Below are 17,712 nucleotides of genomic sequence, written 5' to 3' on the forward strand. Positions count from 1 at the left end.
AGAAGAAATGCTCATCAGCCAGCGACCGTCTCTCTCCGAAGAGTCGATCAACGAGACCCGCTCCCGGTTCACCATCGAGCCGCTGGAGCCGGGCTTCGGCTACACCCTGGGCAACTCGCTGCGGCGTACGCTGCTGTCGTCCATCCCGGGTGCGGCGGTCACCTCGATCAAGATCGACGGTGTCCTGCACGAGTTCACCACCATCCCCGGTGTCAAGGAGGACGTGGTCGAGCTCGTCATGAACATCAAGGAGCTCTGCGTCAGCTCCGAGCACGACGAGCCGGTCAGCATGTACCTGCGCAAGCAGGGCCCGGGCGACGTGACCGCCGGTGACATCCAGCCCCCGGCCGGTGTCTCGGTGCACAACCCGGACCTGAAGCTCGCCACCCTGAACGGCAAGGGCCGGCTCGACATGGAGCTGACCGTCGAGCGGGGTCGTGGCTACGTCACGGCGGCGCAGAACAAGCAGGCCGGCGCCGAGATCGGCCGGATCCCGGTCGACTCGATCTACTCGCCGGTGCTGAAGGTGACGTACCGCGTCGAGGCGACCCGGGTCGAGCAGCGGACCGACTTCGACCGGCTGATCATCGACGTCGAGACCAAGCCGTCGATGGGCCCGCGTACCGCGCTGGCCTCCGCCGGCTCGACGCTGGTGGAGCTCTTCGGGCTGGCCCGGGAGCTGGACGAGACCGCCGAGGGCATCGACATCGGGCCGTCCCCGCAGGACGCCCAGCTGGCGGCGGACCTGGCCCTGCCGATCGAGGAGCTGGACCTCACCGTCCGCTCCTACAACTGCCTCAAGCGCGAGGGCATCAACTCCGTTGGTGAGCTCATCGGGCGTACCGAGGCCGACCTCCTCGACATCCGGAATTTCGGTCAGAAGTCGATCGACGAGGTCAAGATGAAGCTCGCCGGGATGGGGCTCGGGCTGAAGGACTCGGCTCCGAACTTCGACCCGGCGCACGTCGTGGACGCCTTCGGCGAGGCCGACTACGACACCGACGACTACCGCGAGACCGAGCAGCTCTAGTCCGCGCTGCCGCCACACCTGAGGAGCACCAAGCATGCCCACGCCCACCAAGGGCCCCCGCCTCGGCGGCAGCCCCGCGCACGAGCGGCTGATGCTGGCCAACCTGGCCACCGCGCTGTTCCAGCACGGAAAGATCAAGACCACCGAGACGAAGGCCCGGCGGCTGCGTCCGCTGGCCGAGCAGCTCATCACCAAGGCCAAGCGGGGCGACCTCGCCGCGCGGCGTCGGGTGCTGGGCGTCGTCAAGGACAAGGACGTGGTCTACGCCCTGTTCGACCAGATCGCGCCCCGGTACGCCAACCGCAACGGTGGCTACACCCGGATCGTGAAGACCGGTCCGCGCAAGGGCGACAACGCTCCGATGGCGGTCATCGAGCTGGTCGAGGAGCTTCAGGTCGCCGAGCCCAAGGCGAACAAGAAGACCGCCGCCCGCAAGGCCGCCCAGCAGGACAAGGTCGAGGCGCTCGCCCCGGCCGAGGAGACCCCGACCTCGACCCCGGCGGACGCCGACGTCGACCAGGACTCCGAGGCTCCGGTGCACGCCTCCGGTGACACCGCCGCCGCCCGCGAGGACAGCGACGAGGCCACCGAGGCCACCGAGAACAAGGCCTGAGCACAGGCAGCAGCGCCGGGCCCGGCCTCCCTTCGGGGAGTGCCGGGCCCGACGCCGTGAACGGGAGGTACGAGGTGGACGAGCGGATCCGGCTGCGGCTGGACGTCTCGTACGACGGCACCGACTTCTCCGGCTGGGCTGCCCAGCCGACCCGCCGTACCGTGGCCGGCGTGCTGGTCGAGACGCTGGACCTGGTCCTCGGCGCGGGCACCGCGACCGGGTTGACCGTCGCCGGCCGGACCGACGCCGGAGTGCACGCCACCGGGCAGGTCTGCCACCTCGACCTGCCCGCGGCGGTGTGGCGGGAGCACGACGGCCGGTTGCTGCGCCGGCTGGCCCGGCTGCTCCCCACCGACGTGCGGGTCCGGGCGATGACCGAGGTCCCCGCCGACTTCGACGCCCGCTTCTCGGCGACCTTCCGCCGCTACGAGTACCGGGTGACCGACGCCCCGTGGGGCGCCGAGCCGCTGCGCCGGCACGACACGCTCGCCTGGCCGAAGCCGCTGGACCTGGCCGCGCTGAACGCCGCCGCGGCGGGCCTGGTGGGGGAGCACGACTTCGCCGCGTACTGCCGGCGCAAGGAGCACGCCACCACGCTGCGCGAGGTGACCCGGCTGGACTGGCGGCGGGACGCGGACGGCATCCTGGTCGCCACCGTCCAGGCCGACGCGTTCTGTCAGGCGATGGTGCGCAGCCTGGTCGGCGCGATGCTGGTCGCCGGGGACGGCCGCCGGCCGGTCGAGTGGCCGGCGGGGCTGCTGACCCGGCGGGACCGGTCCAGTGAGGTCACGGTGGCGGGTGCGCACGGGCTCACCCTGGTGGCGGTGGGCTACCCCGACGACCCGGCCGAGTACGCGCGCCGCGCCGACCTGACCCGCCGACTGCGGGTCCCCGTCGCCGAGGGCTGACCGAGCCACGTCGTCCGTGGAGAACGGGCCGGTCCACCCCGAGGGGTCGACCGGCCCGTTCCCGACGGAGGTTCAGTTCTCGCTGCGGGTGTCCTCCTGCGCGGCGGTGCTCTCCTCGGGCGTGGGCTGGCCGGTGTCGCCGCTGTTCGCCCGGCGCTCCAGCACCCCGCCGGTGAGGTACTGCTCGATCAGGTCGGTGAGGATCTCCCGCGCCTTCGGGTCGTCGCCGCTGATCCGCTCACCGTCGGCCCGGGTGACCAGGCAGTACGCCAGGTAGTGCCCGCGTACCTGCCAGCCGACCCGGGCCGCCGCCTTCGCCACCGCCTCGGTGTCGTCGCCGGCCGTCATGCCCCGGAACCGGCCCTGCCGCTCGTCGAGCAGCTGCCGGATCCGGTCCCGGGCCCGCTGCGAGCTGGCCAGGTCGGTGAGGTTGAACAGACCCGTGGTGAGCAGGTATCTGCCGTCGGGGGAGCGCAGGGTGGCCCGGACCACCTGGTTGCAGCCGAGGCGGACCAGCAGGTCGGCGACCTCGTCGGTGGCCGCGACCGCGCAGTCGGCGCTGAGCTGGGTCTTGAGCACCCGGTACGCGGGCCGCCCGTCGGTGACCACCAGGGTGCGACCCGGGAAGACCTCCTTGGCGGTGAGCGCCACCTGGTCGGTGTCCCGGGAGTCGAGGTCGTGCCCGCCGGCCGCGGCGGACTGTTCGACGCCGGGCTGGTAGGTGGGGGTCACCGCTTCGGGGGTGACCTGCCGGTCCTTGATCAGTGCCGCGCCGGCCAGCCCGCTGAGGACCAGCAGCGCCAGGACGGCGGCGCCGCCGATGAGCACCCGCCAGGCGCGTCCACCCCCGCCGCTGCCGCTGCGGCCGGCCCGGTCGACCCGGGGCGGCTCGGGCGGTGGTGTGCTCGCGTACACCTGGCTGCGGGAGGGGGGCGTGGGCGTCGGGGACGACGGGACCGGGATGCGGGGCGCGGCGGTGGCGACGGGCGTGGCCGGCACCGGCACGGTGGCCCGGGTGGGTTCGGGCGGCGGGTCGACGTGGACCGACGGTCGGCCCGCGCGGGCGGGTGGGGGGAGCGACGGGGTGGGGAAGCGGGAGGGGGAGGGTCCCGCGGGAGGGGGCGTGCCGACGCCGGGCACCGACGCGTCGGGCCCCGCCTGCGGGGACTCCGGGAAGGCGTCCTCATCGGACTCGTACCGATACACCATGTCGCACACACTAGGGCTGATTATCCCTTTCGGGGGTAATATCGGGAAATTCCGGCGGGGGTGGCGTGGCCGCGCGGCCCCACCGTCGACGAGCGGGCCCTGGCCCGGTGCGACAATGCGCAACGTGACCGGCGACCACTACTTCACCGCTGAACCCGCGACCGACGCCCACCCGCGCGAGGTCGAGTTCTCCGTCGCCGGGCGCGACTACACGCTCACCTCGGCCGGCGGGGTCTTCTCCGCCGACCGGCTCGACGCCGGCACCGCGGTGCTGCTGCGCAAGGCCGAGCTGCCGGCCCCCGACACCGGCGGCGCCCTGCTCGACCTCGGCTGCGGCTTCGGGCCGATCACCTGCGTGCTCGCCGACCACGCGCCGGCCGCGACGGTCTGGGCGGTCGACGTCAACCAGCGCGCCCGCGACCTCACCGCCGCCAACGCCGCCCGGGTCGGTGCCGCCGACCGGGTCCGGGTCGCCGCCCCCGACGACGTACCGGCCGACGTCTCGTTCGCCGAGATCTGGTCCAACCCACCGATCCGGATCGGCAAGAGCGACCTGCACGACCTGCTGCGCCGCTGGCTGCCCCGACTCGCCCCGGACGGCGTCGCCTGGCTGGTCGTCGCCCGGCACCTCGGCGGTGACTCGCTGCACCGCTGGCTCGTCGAGGAACAGGGCTGGCAGGTCGAGCGGCACGCCAGCCAGAAGGGCTACCGGGTGCTGCGGGTCACCCGGTAATCCGGTGTCGGCCGGCCCGGTCGCTCGGGCAGGATGCCGGCGTGGGATACGTGGACGTGGCATCCGTCGGGCACCTGCTCCCCGACGGCCGGGAACTCTTCACCGACGTCTCCTTCCGGGTCGGTGAGGGTGCCAAGGTCGCCCTGGTGGGCCCGAACGGCGCCGGCAAGACCACCCTGCTGCGGATGGTCGCCGGCGACCTGCCGGTGCAGACCGGCGTGATCGCCCGCTCCGGCGGGCTCGGCGTGATGCGGCAGTTCATCGGCATGATCGGCGACGACTCCACCCTCGCCGACCTGGCCCTCTCGCTCGCCCCGCCCGCGCTGCGCGAGGCCGGCCGCCGGCTGGTCGCCACCGAGACGGCGATGCGGGACGCCGAGGTCCGCGGCAAGTACAGCACCGCCGCCGGCAAGGCGCAGCTCGCGTACGCGGACGCGCTCGCCGCCTGGGGGGAGGCCGGCGGGTACGACGCCGAGGTGCTCTTCGACACCGTCGCCACCATCGTCCTCGACCTGCCCTGGGACGCCGCCCGGGACCGGCCCGTCCGCACCCTCTCCGGCGGTCAGCAGAAGCGCTTCGCCCTGGAGCTGCTGCTGCGCGGCGGCGACGAGGTGCTGCTGCTCGACGAGCCGGACAACTTCCTCGACGTGCCCGGCAAGCGCTGGCTGGAGACGCGGCTGCGCGAATCCGGCAAGTCGGTGCTCTATGTCTCGCACGACCGGGAACTGCTCGCCCAGACCGCCGACCGGGTGGTCGCCGTCGAGGGCGGCGGCGCGTGGGTGCACCCCGGCGGCTTCGCGAGCTGGCACTCCGCGCGGGTGGCCCGCCACGCCCGCCTCGACGAGCTGCGTAAACGGTGGGACGAGGAGCACCAGAAGCTGCGCGAGCTGATGCTGATGTACAAGCAGAAGGCGGCGTACAACTCCGACATGGCCTCGCGCTACCAGTCGGCGCAGACCCGGCTACGCCGGTTCGAGGAGGCCGGGCCGCCGCCCGTACCCCCGAAGGACCAGGACATCCGGATGCGGCTGACCGGCGGGCGGACCGGCAAGCGCGCGGTGGTCGCCGAGCAGCTCGAACTCGACGGCCTGACCTACCCCTTCGACCTGGAGATCTGGTACGGCGACCGGGTCGCCGTGCTCGGCGCGAACGGCACCGGGAAGTCGCACTTCCTGCGGCTGCTGGCCCGCGGCGGCACCGACCCCGACCCGGCCAACGCCCCGGTCGACGGCGCGGCCGCGCTCACCCCCGTCGCCCACGACGGCGTGGTACGCCTCGGCGCCCGGGTCCGCCCCGGGCACTTCTCGCAGACCCACGACCGCCCCGAGCTGACCGGGAGGACGCTGGTCGAGATCCTCTGGCGGGGCGACGAGCACCGCAAGGGCATGGACCGGCACACCGCGATGGGCGTGCTGTCCCGCTACGAGCTGGCCGGCCAGGGCGACCAGCGCTTCGGCACCCTCTCCGGCGGTCAGCAGGCCCGCTTCCTGGTGCTGCTGCTGGAACTCTCCGGGGCGACCCTGCTGCTGCTCGACGAGCCCACCGACAACCTCGACCTGGCCTCCGCCGAGGCCCTGGAGGCCGGACTGGCGGCGTTCGAGGGGACGGTGATCGCGGTCACCCACGACCGCTGGTTCACCCGCTCCTTCGACCGGTTCCTCCTCTTCGGCGGCGACGGCGAGGTGATCGAGCCGCCCGAGCCGGTCTGGGACGTCGGGTGAGCCGCAGCCGACCGGCATAGGCTGGCCCCGTGACTGAGATGACCTACCGCCGGCTGGGCGACTCCGGGCTCGTGGTGTCCGTCGTCGGCATCGGCTGCAACAACTTCGGCCGCAAGCTGGACCTCGACGGCACCCGGGCGGTCGTCGACGCCGCCCTCGACGCCGGGATCAACTTCTTCGACACCGCCGACATCTACGGTGAGCCGCAGGGCGGCTCCGAGGAGCTGCTCGGCCAGGCGCTCAAGGGGCGCCGCGACGACGTGGTGGTCGCCACCAAGTTCGGCATGGACATGCACGGGCTCAACGGCCCCGACCACGGTGCCCGGGGCGCCCGGCGCTACATCACCCGGGCCGTCGAGGCGTCCCTGCGCCGGCTCGACACCGACCACATCGACCTGTACCAGATGCACGAACCCGACCCGGGCACCCCGATCGACGAGACCCTCTCCGCCCTGGACGACCTGGTCCGCGCCGGCAAGGTGCGCTACCTCGGCAACTCCAACTTCGCCGGCTGGCAGATCGCCGACGCCGACTGGACCGCCTCCTCCCAGGGCCGGGCCCGCTTCATCTCCGCGCAGAACCACTACTCGCTGCTGGAGCGCTCCGTCGAGGCCGAGGTCATCCCCGCCTGTGAGCGGTTCGGCCTCGGCATGCTGCCGTTCTTCCCGCTCGCCAACGGCCTGCTCACCGGCAAGTACCAGCGCGACCAGGCCCCGCCCGCCGGCAGCCGGCTCTCCGGCGGCGGCCGGTACGCCGAGCGTCTCGCCGCCGCGAAGTGGGACACCATCGAGGCGATCTCGGAGTTCGCGGCGCAGCGCGGGCTCAGCATGCTCCAGGTCGCCATCGGTGGACTCGCCGCGCAGCCGGCGGTGACCTCGGTGATCGCCGGTGCCACCACGCCCGACCAGGTACGCGCCAACGCCGAGGCGGGCGTCTGGCAGCCGACCGACGAGGACCTGGACGCCCTCGACGCCATCCTCTGAGCCCGGCTCGTCCCTGCCTGCCCCGCCCCGGCCCGCTCGACGGCGCCGGGGCGGGGCTTTTTCCGTCCCGGGTGGACGAGGGCATCCGGACAGCATGGGGGACGGGGCGGTCACGCGCTGTCCCGGTCTCCACTCCGGACGGTGAATGGGAAAAACGTCACCGACTCTTCCGCCGACGCGCGGCGCGTCGTACGGTAGGCCCCGCAAGTGACCCACGGGAGCCCGGTGCACCGGGCTGAGAGGGGGGCTGAAGCCCCCGACCGTCGAACCTGATCCGGGTAATGCCGGCGCAGGGAGGAGTGTTGCCGTGCCGTCCCTGGGACGACTGCATCTGATCACCGACACCCGGCCGGGGCGGCAGCCGCTCACCGTGCTGCGGGCCGCCCTGCCGGTGGCCCGCGCCGAGCTGGTCGTCCAGGTCCGGGTGGCGGACGACGCCACCGACCGTGAGGCGTACGAGCTGGCCCGCCGGGTGCTCGCGCTCTGCCGGCCGTACGGGGCGACCTGCCTGGTCAACGACCGGCTGCACGTGGCACTCGCGGTGGGCGCGGCGGGCGGGCACGTCGGCGCGGAGGACCTGCCGGTGCGGGCCGCCCGTCGGGTGCTCGGCTCCGCCGCGGTGCTCGGCGCCACCGCCCGGGAACCGGGTGCCGCCGCCGCGGCGGTCACCGCCGGGGCGAGCTATCTGGGCGTCGGCCCCTGCCATCCCACCAGCACCAAACCCGGCCTGCCCACGCCGATCGGCGCGGCCGGGGTGCGGGCGGTCGCCGAGGCGGTGGCCGTACCGGTGATCGCCATCGGCGGGGTCACGGCGGCGACCGTGCCGGCGCTGCGGGCCGCCGGGGCGTACGGGGTGGCGGTGGTCGGGGCGGTCTCCGGGGCGGCCGACCCGGGGCGGGCCACCGCCGAGCTGCTCGGGGCGCTGACGTGCTGACGCCCGATGTGGCGGTGGTGGGGGCGGGGCCGGTCGGGTTGGCGATCGCCTGGCGGTGCGCGCAGCGGGGGCTGCGGGTGGTGGTGCACGATCCGGCGCCGGGGTCGGGGGCGTCGCACGTCGCGGCGGGGATGCTGGCGCCGGTCGCCGAGGCGTACTTCGGGGAGCCCGAGCTGACCGGGCTGCTCACCGAGTCCGCTGCCCGCTGGCCGGGCTTCGCCGCCGAGCTGACCGCCGCCGCCGGGCGCGGGTTCGGGCACCGGACCGAGGGGACGCTGGTGGTCGGGCTGACCGGCGACGACCTGGCGGAGGCGCGGCGGCTCTGGGCGTACCAGCAGGGGCTGGGCCTGCCGATCACGCCGCTGCGCCCCTCGGAGCTGCGGGACCGCGAGCCGGCGCTGGCCCCCCGGGTGCGCGGCGGTGCGGTCGCGCCCGGCGACCACCAGGTCGACCCGCGGCGGCTGGTGACCGCGCTGCGGACCGCCGCCGAGCGGGCCGGCGCGACGCTGCTCCCCGGTCGGGTCGACCGGCTGACCGACGTGGCCGCCCGGGTCACCGTGGTCGCGGCCGGCTGCGGGGCCGCCGCGCTCACCGGCCTCCCGGTCCGTCCGGTGAAGGGGCAGGTGCTGCGGCTGCGCGCGCCCGGTCGCGGCGCGCCGGGCTTCCGGCACGTGATCCGGGGGTACGCCGACGGCGAGTCGGTCTATCTGGTGCCCCGGGACGGCGGCGAGGTGGTGGTCGGGGCGACCGTCGAGGAGCGCGCCGACACCGAGGTGACCGCCGGGGCGGTGCTGCGGCTGCTCCGCGCCGCCGTGGACCTGGTCCCCGAGCTGGCCGAGTACGACCTGGTCGAGGCGACCGCCGGGCTGCGCCCCGGCACCCCGGACAACGCGCCGATCCTCGGCGCGCTGCCCGGCCGGCCCGGCGTGCTCGCCGCCGCCGGCCACCACCGGCACGGCATCGTGCTCACCCCGGTCACCGCCGACCTGATCACCGAGCTGATCGTCACCGCCGAGCCGGACCCGCTGCTCGCCCCCTTCCGCCCGGACCGGTTCCCCGGGTTGCCGGTCGGTGGGGTGCGGGTGGTGGCCGGCGCGGGCGGGGCCGAGATGGAGGAGGAGACGTGCGACTGATCGTCAACGGTGCGGGGCGGGAGCTGCCCGGCGGGTCGACCGTGGCGGAGCTGGTCCAGGCGGTCACCGACCAGCAGCGCGGCCTCGCGGTCGCCGTCAACGGTGAGGTGGTGCCGCGCGGCGGCTGGCCGGCGACGGTGCTGGCCGACGGCGACCGCGTCGAGGTGCTCAGCGCCGCCCAGGGCGGGTGAGCGGGATGTCGTTCGAGTTGGGCGGCGAGACGTTCGGGTCCCGGCTGATCCTCGGCACCGGCGGCGCGGCCAACCTGCACGTGCTGGAGCAGGCGATCCGGGCCTCCGGCACGGAGCTGGTCACCGTCGCGCTGCGCCGGGTGGACACCGCCCCCGGCACCGCCGGTGGGCTGCTCGACCTGCTGGACCGGTGCGGGGTGAAGGTGCTGCCGAACACCGCCGGCTGCTACACGGCCGGCGAGGCGGTCAAGGTGGCCCACCTGGCCCGGGAGGCGTTCGACACCGGGTGGGTGAAGCTGGAGGTGATCGGCGACGAGCGCACCCTGCTCCCCGACGGGGTGGAGCTGCTGCGCGCCGCCGAGGAGCTGGTGGCGGACGGGTTCGTCGTGCTGCCGTACACCTCGGACGATCCGATCCTGGCCCGCCGGCTCGCGGACGTCGGCTGCGCCGCGGTGATGCCGGCCGGCGCGCCGATCGGCTCCGGGCTGGGCGTCACCAACCCGCACCACATCCGGCTGATCCGGCAGGGCGTGGACGTGCCGGTGATCCTCGACGCGGGCGTCGGCACCGCCTCCGACGCGGCGCTCGCCATGGAACTGGGCTGCGACGCGGTGCTGCTGGCCAGCGCCGTCACCCGGGCCGCCGACCCGGTGGCGATGGCCACCGCCATGCGGCACGCGGTGGAGGCCGGCCGACTGGCGTACGGCGCGGGCCGTATCGCCCGCCGCTTCCACGCCCTCCCCTCCACCCCCGACGAGGGACGGCCCGACCTGTGATCGCGCCACTCACCGCGGATCGCGGACGGCGCAGGCCCTCGGCGGCATCCGGGACCGCCCTGCCGTCGGGCGTCGTGCTGCTCACCGATCGGCGGGTGGCCCGAAGGTCGCTGGTGGCGGTCGTCGGGGCGGCGGTGCGCGGGGGAGTGCGCTGGGTGGTGCTGCGGGAGAAGGACCTGCCCCGCGCCGAGCGCGCCGCCCTCGCGGCCGCGCTGCGCGCGATCCTCGCCGACGCGGGCGGCACCCTGATCGTCGCCGGCCCCGACCCGCTCGGCGGCGACGCCGTCCACCTGCCGTCGGCCGGCCCCTATCCGCCGCCCCGGCTCGCCCTGGTCGGCCGCTCCTGCCACGACGAGGCGGAACTGGCCCGGCTCACCACCGAGGACCACGTCACCCTCTCACCCGTCTTTCCCACGAAGACCAAACCCGGCTACGGCCCGCCCCTGCGTCCACCGGGACTGCGAAGGCTGATCGAGGTCAGCCCCGTGCCGGCGCTCGCCCTCGGCGGCATCGAGACACCGGAGCACGTCAGAGCCTGCGTCGAGGCGGGAGCCGTCGGCGTCGCGGTGCTCGGCGCGCTCATGCGGGCCGACGATCCCACCGAGACAGCCGTCATGCTGACCCGCGCCTTCGAGGGAGCCCTCCGATGACCCCCACGACCGTGCTCACGATCGCCGGCTCGGACTCCGGGGGCGGCGCCGGGATCCAGGCCGACCTGAAGGTCTTCGCGGCCCTCGGGGCGTACGGCACCTCCGTGCTCACCGCGGTGACCGCGCAGAACACCCGGGGCGTCAACGCCGTCCTGCCGCTGCCCCCGCAGACCGTGCGCGACCAGCTCGACAGCGTGCTCGGCGACTTCGACGTCCGCGCGGTGAAGACCGGGATGCTCGGCACCCCGGCCGTCGCCGGCGCGGTGGCCGACGCGGCCCGGGACGGGCGGCTGCCGTACCTGGTGGTCGACCCGGTGCTGGTGGCGACCAGTGGGCACCGGCTCGGCGTGGTGGCGGCGGTCGAGCGGCTGCTGCCGTACGCGATGGTGGCGACGCCGAACTGCGCGGAGGCCGCCGCCCTCACCGGAGGGCCGGTGACCACGGTCGAGGAGATGGTGGTGGCGGCGGAGGCCCTGGCGGCCGGCGGCCCGGCGCACGTGGTGGTGACCGGCGGCGACGTGGACGCGGCCGGTGAGTCGGTGGACGTGCTGGTCGGCGGCGGGACCACCACGCTGCTGCGCGCGCCCCGGGTGGCGACCCGGCACAGCCACGGCACCGGCTGTTCGTTCTCGGCGGCGATCGCCGTCCGGCTGGCGGCGGGCGACCCGGTGCCGGTCGCGGTCACCGCCGCCAAGGAGTACGTCACCCGCGCGCTGACCGGTGCGCGGGAGTGGGAGCTGGGCGCGGGACGCGGCCCGCTGGACCACTTCGGCTGGTCCCGTTGACCATCAGGGAGGCTGTCATGCAGGCACGTCGCAAGGTCTATGTGCAGGGGGCGCGGCCGGACGTCCGGGTGCCGTTCGCCGAGGTGGAGCTGACCGGGGACAACCCGCCGCTGCGGCTCTACGACACCTCCGGCCCCGGCTCCGACCCGGAGGTCGGGCTGCCCCCGCTGCGCGGGCCGTGGATCGCGGCACGGGGTGACGTCGCGCCGGTACGCGGTGCCGGCACCCCGCTGGCGGGAGCCCGGCCGACCCAGCTCGCGTACGCGCGGGCCGGGATCGTCACGCCGGAGATGGAGTTCGTGGCGATCCGGGAGAGCGTGGCACCCGAGTTCGTCCGGGACGAGATCGCGGCCGGGCGGGCGGTGCTGCCGCTCAACGTCAACCACCCGGAGTGCGAGCCGGCGATCATCGGCAAGGCGTTCCTGGTGAAGGTGAACGCCAACATCGGCACGTCGGCGGTCAGCTCCTCGGTCGCCGAGGAGGTGGAGAAGCTGACCTGGGCGACCCGCTGGGGCGCGGACACCGTGATGGACCTCTCCACGGGCAAGCGGATCCACGAGACCCGCGAGGCGATCGTGCGGAACTCGCCGGTGCCGATCGGCACCGTGCCGATCTACCAGGCGCTGGAGAAGGTCGGCGGCGACCCGGTGAAGCTGAGCTGGGAGGTGTTCCGGGAGACCGTCATCGAGCAGGCCGAGCAGGGCGTCGACTACATGACGGTGCACGCCGGGGTGCTGCTGCCGTATGTGCCGCTGGCGGTGGACCGGGTCACCGGGATCGTCTCGCGCGGTGGCTCGATCATGGCGGCGTGGTGCCTGGCGCACCACGAGGAGAACTTCCTCTACACCAACTTCCGGGAACTGTGTTCGCTGCTTGCGAAGTACGACGTCACCTTCTCCCTCGGTGACGGGCTGCGCCCCGGGTCGATCGCGGACGCCAACGACGAGGCGCAGTTCGCCGAGCTGCGCACCCTCGGCGAGCTGACGAAGATCGCCTGGGAGTACGACGTCCAGGTGATGATCGAGGGCCCCGGGCACGTGCCGATGCACAAGATCAAGGAGAACGTGGACCTCCAGCAGGAGTGGTGCCACGAAGCCCCGTTCTACACGCTCGGCCCGCTGACCACCGACATCGCCCCCGCGTACGACCACATCACCTCGGCGATCGGTGCCGCGATGATCGGCATGTTCGGCACCGCGATGCTCTGCTACGTCACCCCGAAGGAGCACCTCGGGCTGCCGGACCGCGACGACGTGAAGGCGGGCGTGATCGCGTACAAGATCGCGGCGCACGCGGCCGACCTGGCCAAGGGGCACCCCGGGGCCCAGGCCTGGGACGACGCGCTCTCCAAGGCGCGGTTCGAGTTCCGCTGGGAGGACCAGTTCAACCTCTCGCTGGACCCGGAGACCGCACGGTCGTACCACGACGCGACGCTCCCCGCCGAGCCGGCCAAGACCGCGCACTTCTGCTCGATGTGCGGCCCGAAGTTCTGCTCCATGAAGATCACCCAGGAGCTGAAGGAGTACGCGGCGCGCGGCATGCAGGACAAGTCGGAGGAGTTCCTCTCCTCCGGGGGCCGGGTCTATCTGCCCCTGGCCTGAGTCCCGTGGGTCGGGCCGGCCCGGTCCACGGGTCGGCCCGACCTCGTCGGGTCGGCGTCAGTCGCGGTGGTGGCGGCCGGTCCGGAGCGTACGGGCCTCGTCGGACTCGGTGTCCCGGGCGGGGCCGGCGAGGCCGGTGACCCAGTCGACGTACTCCTCGTCGTGCGCCGGCACGGCCTCCGGGTCGCGGCCGGTCCGGTCGGTGGAGTGCTCCTCGACGCCCTTCCCCCGGTTCCGCCGGAACAGGCCCCGCCGCAGCCGGAACTTCCCGCCGCCGGACTCGTCGCCGTCCTCGGCCGTCGACCGCTCCGTCGCGTCCGGCGTCGGCCCGTCGGCGGGCCGGGTCGGGGTGCCCTGGTCAGGGGTGCGCGCCGTCGGGACGTCGCTGCCCGTGGCACCGCCGTCCGGGGCGGCGGTGCGCCGGGCGGCGCCGAAGGCGTCCCAGCTGGCCGCCCGGTCCAGGTCGGGCAGCGCCCGGTGCCGGGGCCGCGGCGCGGGGTCGGCCGGCGTACGTCCGTCGCCGCCGTTCGGCGCCGGATCCGGGGTGCCGGTGGTGCCGCGCGGGGTGACCGGCCAGGCCGGTGCCGGGCGGATCGGCCAGGCGGGCCGGACGTCGCCGGGGCGCTCCGTGGCGTCCTCGAAGATCGGGAAACGCGGGCGGGGCGACGGGGCGGTGTCGGTGGTCGGCGTGACCCCGGTTCCGCCGGTCGGCACCTCGCCGCTCACCGCGGCGTCCGCCGGATGGCCCGACGCCGCTGCCGGGTAGCCCGGGCCGTGGTCGGGGGTGGCCGGCTCGGCCGGAGTACGACGGGTGCGGCGCGCGGAGCGGCCGGTCGGGGCCCCGGTGGCCTGGACGCCGTCGGTGTCCTCGCCGGTGCTGGTCGGTGCGCCGGTCGTCGGGCGGTCCGTCTCCGGGGTCGGCCGGTCCGTTGCCCGGTCGGCGGGGGCCTGCGGTGCGGTCCCGCTCACCGCCGACGGGCTGGCCGGGGTCGGTGCGGTCGAGCCGGCGCCCACCGGCAACGCGCTCGGTGCGGCCGACGCCGCGCCCTTCTCGCCCGAGGCAGGGCCGGTCGACGCCTTTCCACCCGGACCAGAGGCGCTGCCGCGCGGGGCCTTGTCGCCCGGGCCGAAGGCGGTGCCGGTCGGGGCCCTCTCACCCGGGCCCGACGCGCTGCCGATCGGGGTCTTCCTGTCGCTGGTCGGGGTCTTTCCGTCCGGGCCCGAGGTGCTGCCTGCCGAGGTCTTTTCGTCCGGGCCCGAGGCGGTGCCGGTCGGGGTCGACGGCGCGGCGGTACGCGGCTTGCGGGCCCGCTTGGCCCGGCCGGTCGGGGGAGCGGTGGCCGGTGCCGGTTCCCCGGGCGGCGCCGGTGTGACCTCCGGTCCGGCCGACGGGGTGTCGCCCGGGGTGGTGGACGGGGCTGCGGTGGGGACGACAGCCGGGCGACCCGACGTCGTGGAGCCCGGCGCGGTGGTCGGGCCCGCCGAGGTCCCGGCCCGGTCCGACCCGTCCTTCGCCGGGGTCGACTCCGCCGCGGCACGGGGCGTGACCGGCTGCGTTGCCGGGACCGGCCGGGCCGCCGTGGCCGACGGAACCGGCTGCTTCGACCGGGCCGCCGACGGGACCGGCTGCTTGGGCGGCGCGGCCGACGCCACCGGGTCGGCCGGGACCGGTGCCAGGAACGAGGCCGGGGCCGGAATGGTGGCCGGCAACGGGGTGGCCGGCGCCGGAGCCGTCGGCGCGACCGGCGTCGGGGCCGAGACACCGGCGCCGGGGGTCCGCGCCGGGGTGTCGGTGTCCGGGGTCGAGGTGTCGGTGTCCGGGGTACGCGTCGGGCGGCCGGCGGCGAGCACGTCGATCGCGGAGGTCCGCCGGGTCGGCGTGGTCCGGAGCGGGTCGTCGGCGTCCGGCTCGGCCGTCGGGCCGGACTGTGCCGGGGGAGGGGTCCCGGGGCCGGCCGGTGCGGCGGGGAACGCCCCGACCTCACGATGGTCACCGACCGGCCGGGGCTCGGCCGGGGTCGCCGGGCTCTCCGCGCCGGACGGAGCCGGGGTGCTGCCGGCGCTGACCGGCCAGTCCCAGTGCGCCGGGGTGGGCCGGTCCGCGTCGGGGGATCCGGCGGCGACGAGGTCGACCGGACCGGTGGCGTGCGGCGCGGCACCGGGGACGGCCGGGTGGGCGAGGTGCGGCAGTCCACCGGCGTCGCCGGGCAGCGGCTGGAGGATCTCGCTCGGTGCGATCGCCGCGGTGGCCGGTTCGCCGGCCGCCGCGGGCCGGCGCAGCACGGTCGCGGCCGTCGAGCCGAGCGCCCCGGCGGCGACCGCGATCAGGGCACCGTAGTAGGGCGCGAGCTGGTAACGGTCGGTCCCGTCGCCCGGCCCGGCGGTCAGGTAGGCGAACGCCACCAGGACCGGGCCGGCCGCGCCCGCGGCGCCACCGACCAGCGGGGTGTGGCCGTGCCGGCGGGCCAGCGCGCCGACCGCCGCGCCGGCGAGCAGGGCCAGCGTGGGCAGGATCAGCATGGCCAGGCGCTGGGCGGTGGCCGCGTCCAGCCAGGAGGGTTCGAGGACCCCGAGTCGTACGGTCGGCAGCGGGCCGGTCGAGGCGAGCGCCGGCGCCACCGAGATCAGCGCGAGCAGCCAGACGACCCCGGTCGTCATGGCGACGTTCCAGCCCAGCGGGGGACAGAGCAGTACGGCGAGCGCGGCACCGGCACCGACCACCGCGCCGAGGACGGCGCAGATGCCGACCGCCCAGACGGGGTCCACGGTGTTCAGTTCGGCGGCCCGGGCCGGCTGCATGCACAGCGGCGCGACGATGGTGGCGCCCAGCGCGGCGGCCCCGGCGACGGCGAGCTGCTCGCTGGTGCCGCCGGGGAAACCCTCCCGACGGGCCAGCCGTTCGGTGAGCACGGCACCGGCCACCGCGGCGATCGCCGCGGACCAGCCCACCCAGACGAGCTGGGCGGGCCACCGGTTGACCGTCCCGTCGGTGAACGCGCCACCCAGGCGCACGATGCCGAACCCGTACGCGATGCCGAGCTGGCCGGCCCCGGCCAGCACGCTCACCCCGAGCGCCGTGAGCAGCAGTCTGCCCCACGTCCGAAAGGCCATGTCGGGCACGTTACGGCCCGGTGCGCCCGATCGCCACCTTGGCGCAGCGCGGCGCGGCGACGTGCCGTCGGCGTGGCTACTTCAGCTCGACCAGCCGCGCCAGATAGGTCGTGTCGCCGACGTTGGTGAGCATGTGCACCGCACCCGGGTCGCGGTAGACGACGCCCCCGGTCGGCTCGTCGGCGTCGATCCGGGTGCCGTCGACGGTCTGCACCACGTTCTTCGCGCCCTCGATCGCCACCACCAGGTACGGGTGGTCGTGCCGGTGCAGCGGCTGCCGCTCGCCCGGCGCCAGGCGGATGTGCCAGACCCGGACCCGGTCGTTCTCGAAGACGATCTCCTGCCCGACCGGGCCGAGTTCGGGTGTGTCGGAGGCGGCGGTCATCGGGCACCGTCCAGCTGGGGGAGCACCTCGGCGGCGATGAGCTCCAGGTGGTCGAGGTCGTCGAAGTCGATCAGGCGCAGGTGCACCCGGGTGGTGCCGATCGCGGCGAACTCGCCGAGCCGGTCGACGAGCTGCGCGGGGGAGCCGACCACCGGGTCCTCCGGCGGCAGGGCGCTCTTGACGTGCAGCGGCGCGGCCCGGCGCTGCGCCTCCGCGTCGGTACGCCCGATCGCCACCACCACCCCGGCGGAGAGCACCAGCGGCGCCCGCCCCGACGCGCTGCGCCCGGTCCGCTCGCTGGCCTCCCGCACCCGCTCGTACGCGGTGGCGGTCTCGGTGATGCTCTTGAAGGGCATGTTGAACTCGTCGGCGTACCGGGCGGCCAGTTCGGGGGTGCGCTTGGGGCCCCGGCCGCCGACGATCACGGGTGGGCCGGGCTGCTGCACCGGCTTGGGCAGGGCGGGGGCGTCGACCAGCGTGTAGTGGTCGCCGGTGAAGCTGTACGTCTCGCCGGGCGGGGTGCGCCACAGCCCGGTGACGATCTCCAGCTGCTCGGCCAGCCGGTCGAACCGTTCGCCGACCGGGGGGAAGGGGATGCCGTAGGCGGTGTGCTCGCGCTCGTACCAGCCGGCGCCGATGCCCAGCTCGACCCGGCCGCCGCTCATCTGGTCGACCTGGGCGACCAGCACGGCCAGCGGTCCGGGCAGCCGGAAGGTGGCCGAGGTGACCAGCGTGCCGAGCCGGATCCGGGAGGTCTCCCGGGCCAGCGCGGCCAGCGTCAGCCAGGCGTCGGTCGGACCGGGCAGCCCCGGGTCGTCGCCCATCGACCGGTAGTGGTCGGCCCGGAAGAACCCCTCGTAACCGGCCGCCTCGACCAGTCGGGCGAAGCGCAGCTGGTCGTCGTAGCTCGCGCCGCGGTGCGGCTCGGTGAAGACCGACACCCGCATGG

The 17,712-nt window shown here is 75.1% G+C and carries 17 protein-coding genes and 1 riboswitch; of the genes, 13 read left to right on the forward strand and 4 right to left on the reverse strand.

What is annotated here, in order from left to right; all coding sequences use genetic code 11:
- Positions 1 to 7 precede the first annotated feature (7 nt).
- From ABUL08_RS27590 to truA, 3 genes are all read left to right on the forward strand, one after another.
- Positions 8 to 1,030 carry a DNA-directed RNA polymerase subunit alpha gene (locus ABUL08_RS27590; RefSeq protein ID WP_007073009.1) on the forward strand — a complete coding sequence of 341 codons (1,023 nt, stop codon included), beginning with the start codon at positions 8 to 10 and terminating at the stop codon, positions 1,028 to 1,030.
- A 34-nt stretch (positions 1,031 to 1,064) separates the two neighbouring features.
- Positions 1,065 to 1,643 (forward strand): 50S ribosomal protein L17, encoded by a 579-nt coding sequence (rplQ, locus tag ABUL08_RS27595; protein WP_350932939.1) that lies wholly within the window; start codon positions 1,065 to 1,067, stop codon positions 1,641 to 1,643.
- A 74-nt stretch (positions 1,644 to 1,717) separates the two neighbouring features.
- Complete coding sequence (gene truA / locus ABUL08_RS27600; protein ID WP_350932940.1) at positions 1,718 to 2,551, forward strand: tRNA pseudouridine(38-40) synthase TruA; 834 nt, start codon at positions 1,718 to 1,720, stop codon at positions 2,549 to 2,551.
- Positions 2,552 to 2,623: 72 nt separating this feature from the next.
- Here truA and ABUL08_RS27605 read toward each other — a convergent pair whose 3' ends face one another.
- On the reverse strand, positions 2,624 to 3,760 hold the full coding sequence (locus ABUL08_RS27605; RefSeq protein ID WP_350932941.1) for a hypothetical protein: 1,137 nt from the start codon (positions 3,758 to 3,760) through the stop codon (positions 2,624 to 2,626).
- 124 nt (positions 3,761 to 3,884) lie between these two features.
- On the opposite strand from ABUL08_RS27605, the gene ABUL08_RS27610 reads away from it, so the two are divergent.
- The 10 genes from ABUL08_RS27610 (at position 3,885) to thiC (ending at position 13,267) form a co-directional block, all read left to right on the forward strand.
- Positions 3,885 to 4,493 (forward strand): class I SAM-dependent methyltransferase, encoded by a 609-nt coding sequence (locus ABUL08_RS27610; RefSeq protein ID WP_350938868.1) that lies wholly within the window; start codon positions 3,885 to 3,887, stop codon positions 4,491 to 4,493.
- A gap of 41 nt (positions 4,494 to 4,534) precedes the next feature.
- Entirely contained in the window at positions 4,535 to 6,214 is a 1,680-nt protein-coding gene (locus tag ABUL08_RS27615; protein WP_350932942.1) for an ABC-F family ATP-binding cassette domain-containing protein, read from the forward strand.
- Between the two features lie 38 nt (positions 6,215 to 6,252).
- Positions 6,253 to 7,197, forward strand: coding sequence for an aldo/keto reductase (locus ABUL08_RS27620; protein WP_350938870.1), 945 nt, complete (start codon positions 6,253 to 6,255; stop codon positions 7,195 to 7,197).
- Between the two features lie 205 nt (positions 7,198 to 7,402).
- Positions 7,403 to 7,510: riboswitch (TPP riboswitch) on the forward strand.
- The gene (gene thiE, locus ABUL08_RS27625) at positions 7,505 to 8,131 is read left to right on the forward strand and encodes a thiamine phosphate synthase (RefSeq protein ID WP_350932943.1); all 627 of its coding nucleotides are present in this window, start codon (positions 7,505 to 7,507) and stop codon (positions 8,129 to 8,131) included. (Overlaps the previous riboswitch by 6 nt.)
- Entirely contained in the window at positions 8,125 to 9,264 is a 1,140-nt protein-coding gene (thiO, locus tag ABUL08_RS27630) for a glycine oxidase ThiO (protein WP_350932944.1), read from the forward strand. The genes thiE and thiO overlap by 7 nt, the downstream gene beginning before the upstream one ends.
- Positions 9,255 to 9,455, forward strand: coding sequence for a sulfur carrier protein ThiS (gene thiS / locus ABUL08_RS27635; RefSeq protein ID WP_350932945.1), 201 nt, complete (start codon positions 9,255 to 9,257; stop codon positions 9,453 to 9,455). The genes thiO and thiS overlap by 10 nt, the downstream gene beginning before the upstream one ends.
- Positions 9,452 to 10,231 (forward strand): thiazole synthase, encoded by a 780-nt coding sequence (locus ABUL08_RS27640; protein WP_350932946.1) that lies wholly within the window; start codon positions 9,452 to 9,454, stop codon positions 10,229 to 10,231. Before thiS ends, ABUL08_RS27640 begins: the two co-directional genes overlap by 4 nt.
- Positions 10,232 to 10,290: 59 nt before the next feature.
- Positions 10,291 to 10,881 (forward strand): thiamine phosphate synthase, encoded by a 591-nt coding sequence (locus ABUL08_RS27645; protein WP_350938871.1) that lies wholly within the window; start codon positions 10,291 to 10,293, stop codon positions 10,879 to 10,881.
- Positions 10,878 to 11,666: a bifunctional hydroxymethylpyrimidine kinase/phosphomethylpyrimidine kinase gene (thiD, locus tag ABUL08_RS27650; RefSeq protein ID WP_350932947.1), complete on the forward strand. Its 789-nt coding sequence runs from the start codon at positions 10,878 to 10,880 to the stop codon at positions 11,664 to 11,666. Before ABUL08_RS27645 ends, thiD begins: the two co-directional genes overlap by 4 nt.
- Before the next feature lie 17 nt (positions 11,667 to 11,683).
- A complete protein-coding gene (thiC, locus tag ABUL08_RS27655; RefSeq protein WP_350932948.1) occupies positions 11,684 to 13,267 on the forward strand; it encodes a phosphomethylpyrimidine synthase ThiC in 1,584 nt (527 codons plus the stop codon).
- 57 nt (positions 13,268 to 13,324) lie between these two features.
- On the opposite strand, the gene ABUL08_RS27660 is transcribed toward thiC, so the two are convergent.
- The 3 genes from ABUL08_RS27660 to ABUL08_RS27670 all read right to left on the reverse strand — a co-directional run bounded on the left by ABUL08_RS27660 (position 13,325) and on the right by ABUL08_RS27670 (position 17,710).
- Complete coding sequence (locus ABUL08_RS27660) at positions 13,325 to 16,378, reverse strand: hypothetical protein (RefSeq protein ID WP_350932950.1); 3,054 nt, start codon at positions 16,376 to 16,378, stop codon at positions 13,325 to 13,327.
- A gap of 76 nt (positions 16,379 to 16,454) precedes the next feature.
- Entirely contained in the window at positions 16,455 to 16,763 is a 309-nt protein-coding gene (locus ABUL08_RS27665) for a cupin domain-containing protein (protein WP_350932951.1), read from the reverse strand.
- Complete coding sequence (locus ABUL08_RS27670; protein ID WP_350938873.1) at positions 16,760 to 17,710, reverse strand: LLM class F420-dependent oxidoreductase; 951 nt, start codon at positions 17,708 to 17,710, stop codon at positions 16,760 to 16,762. Before ABUL08_RS27670 ends, ABUL08_RS27665 begins: the two co-directional genes overlap by 4 nt.
- Positions 17,711 to 17,712: the final 2 nt, after the last annotated feature.

It is taken from the genome of Micromonospora sp. CCTCC AA 2012012 (assembly GCF_040499845.1).
GTDB lineage: Bacteria > Actinomycetota > Actinomycetes > Mycobacteriales > Micromonosporaceae > Micromonospora > Micromonospora mangrovi.

Bases quoted from the DNA above. Each gene is read 5' to 3' on its own strand.
- thiC (WP_350932948.1), top strand. From the start codon at position 11,684: ATGCAGGCACGTCGCAAGGTCTATGTGCAGGGGGCGCGGCCGGACGTC.
- thiD (WP_350932947.1), top strand. From the start codon at position 10,878: ATGACCCCCACGACCGTGCTCACGATCGCCGGCTCGGACTCCGGGGGC.
- ABUL08_RS27605 (WP_350932941.1), bottom strand. From the start codon at position 3,760: ATGGTGTATCGGTACGAGTCCGATGAGGACGCCTTCCCGGAGTCCCCG.
- ABUL08_RS27665 (WP_350932951.1), bottom strand. From the start codon at position 16,763: ATGACCGCCGCCTCCGACACACCCGAACTCGGCCCGGTCGGGCAGGAG.
- ABUL08_RS27660 (WP_350932950.1), bottom strand. From the start codon at position 16,378: ATGGCCTTTCGGACGTGGGGCAGACTGCTGCTCACGGCGCTCGGGGTG.
- ABUL08_RS27670 (WP_350938873.1), bottom strand. From the start codon at position 17,710: ATGCGGGTGTCGGTCTTCACCGAGCCGCACCGCGGCGCGAGCTACGAC.
- rplQ (WP_350932939.1), top strand. From the start codon at position 1,065: ATGCCCACGCCCACCAAGGGCCCCCGCCTCGGCGGCAGCCCCGCGCAC.
- ABUL08_RS27590 (WP_007073009.1), top strand. From the start codon at position 8: ATGCTCATCAGCCAGCGACCGTCTCTCTCCGAAGAGTCGATCAACGAG.
- ABUL08_RS27620 (WP_350938870.1), top strand. From the start codon at position 6,253: ATGACCTACCGCCGGCTGGGCGACTCCGGGCTCGTGGTGTCCGTCGTC.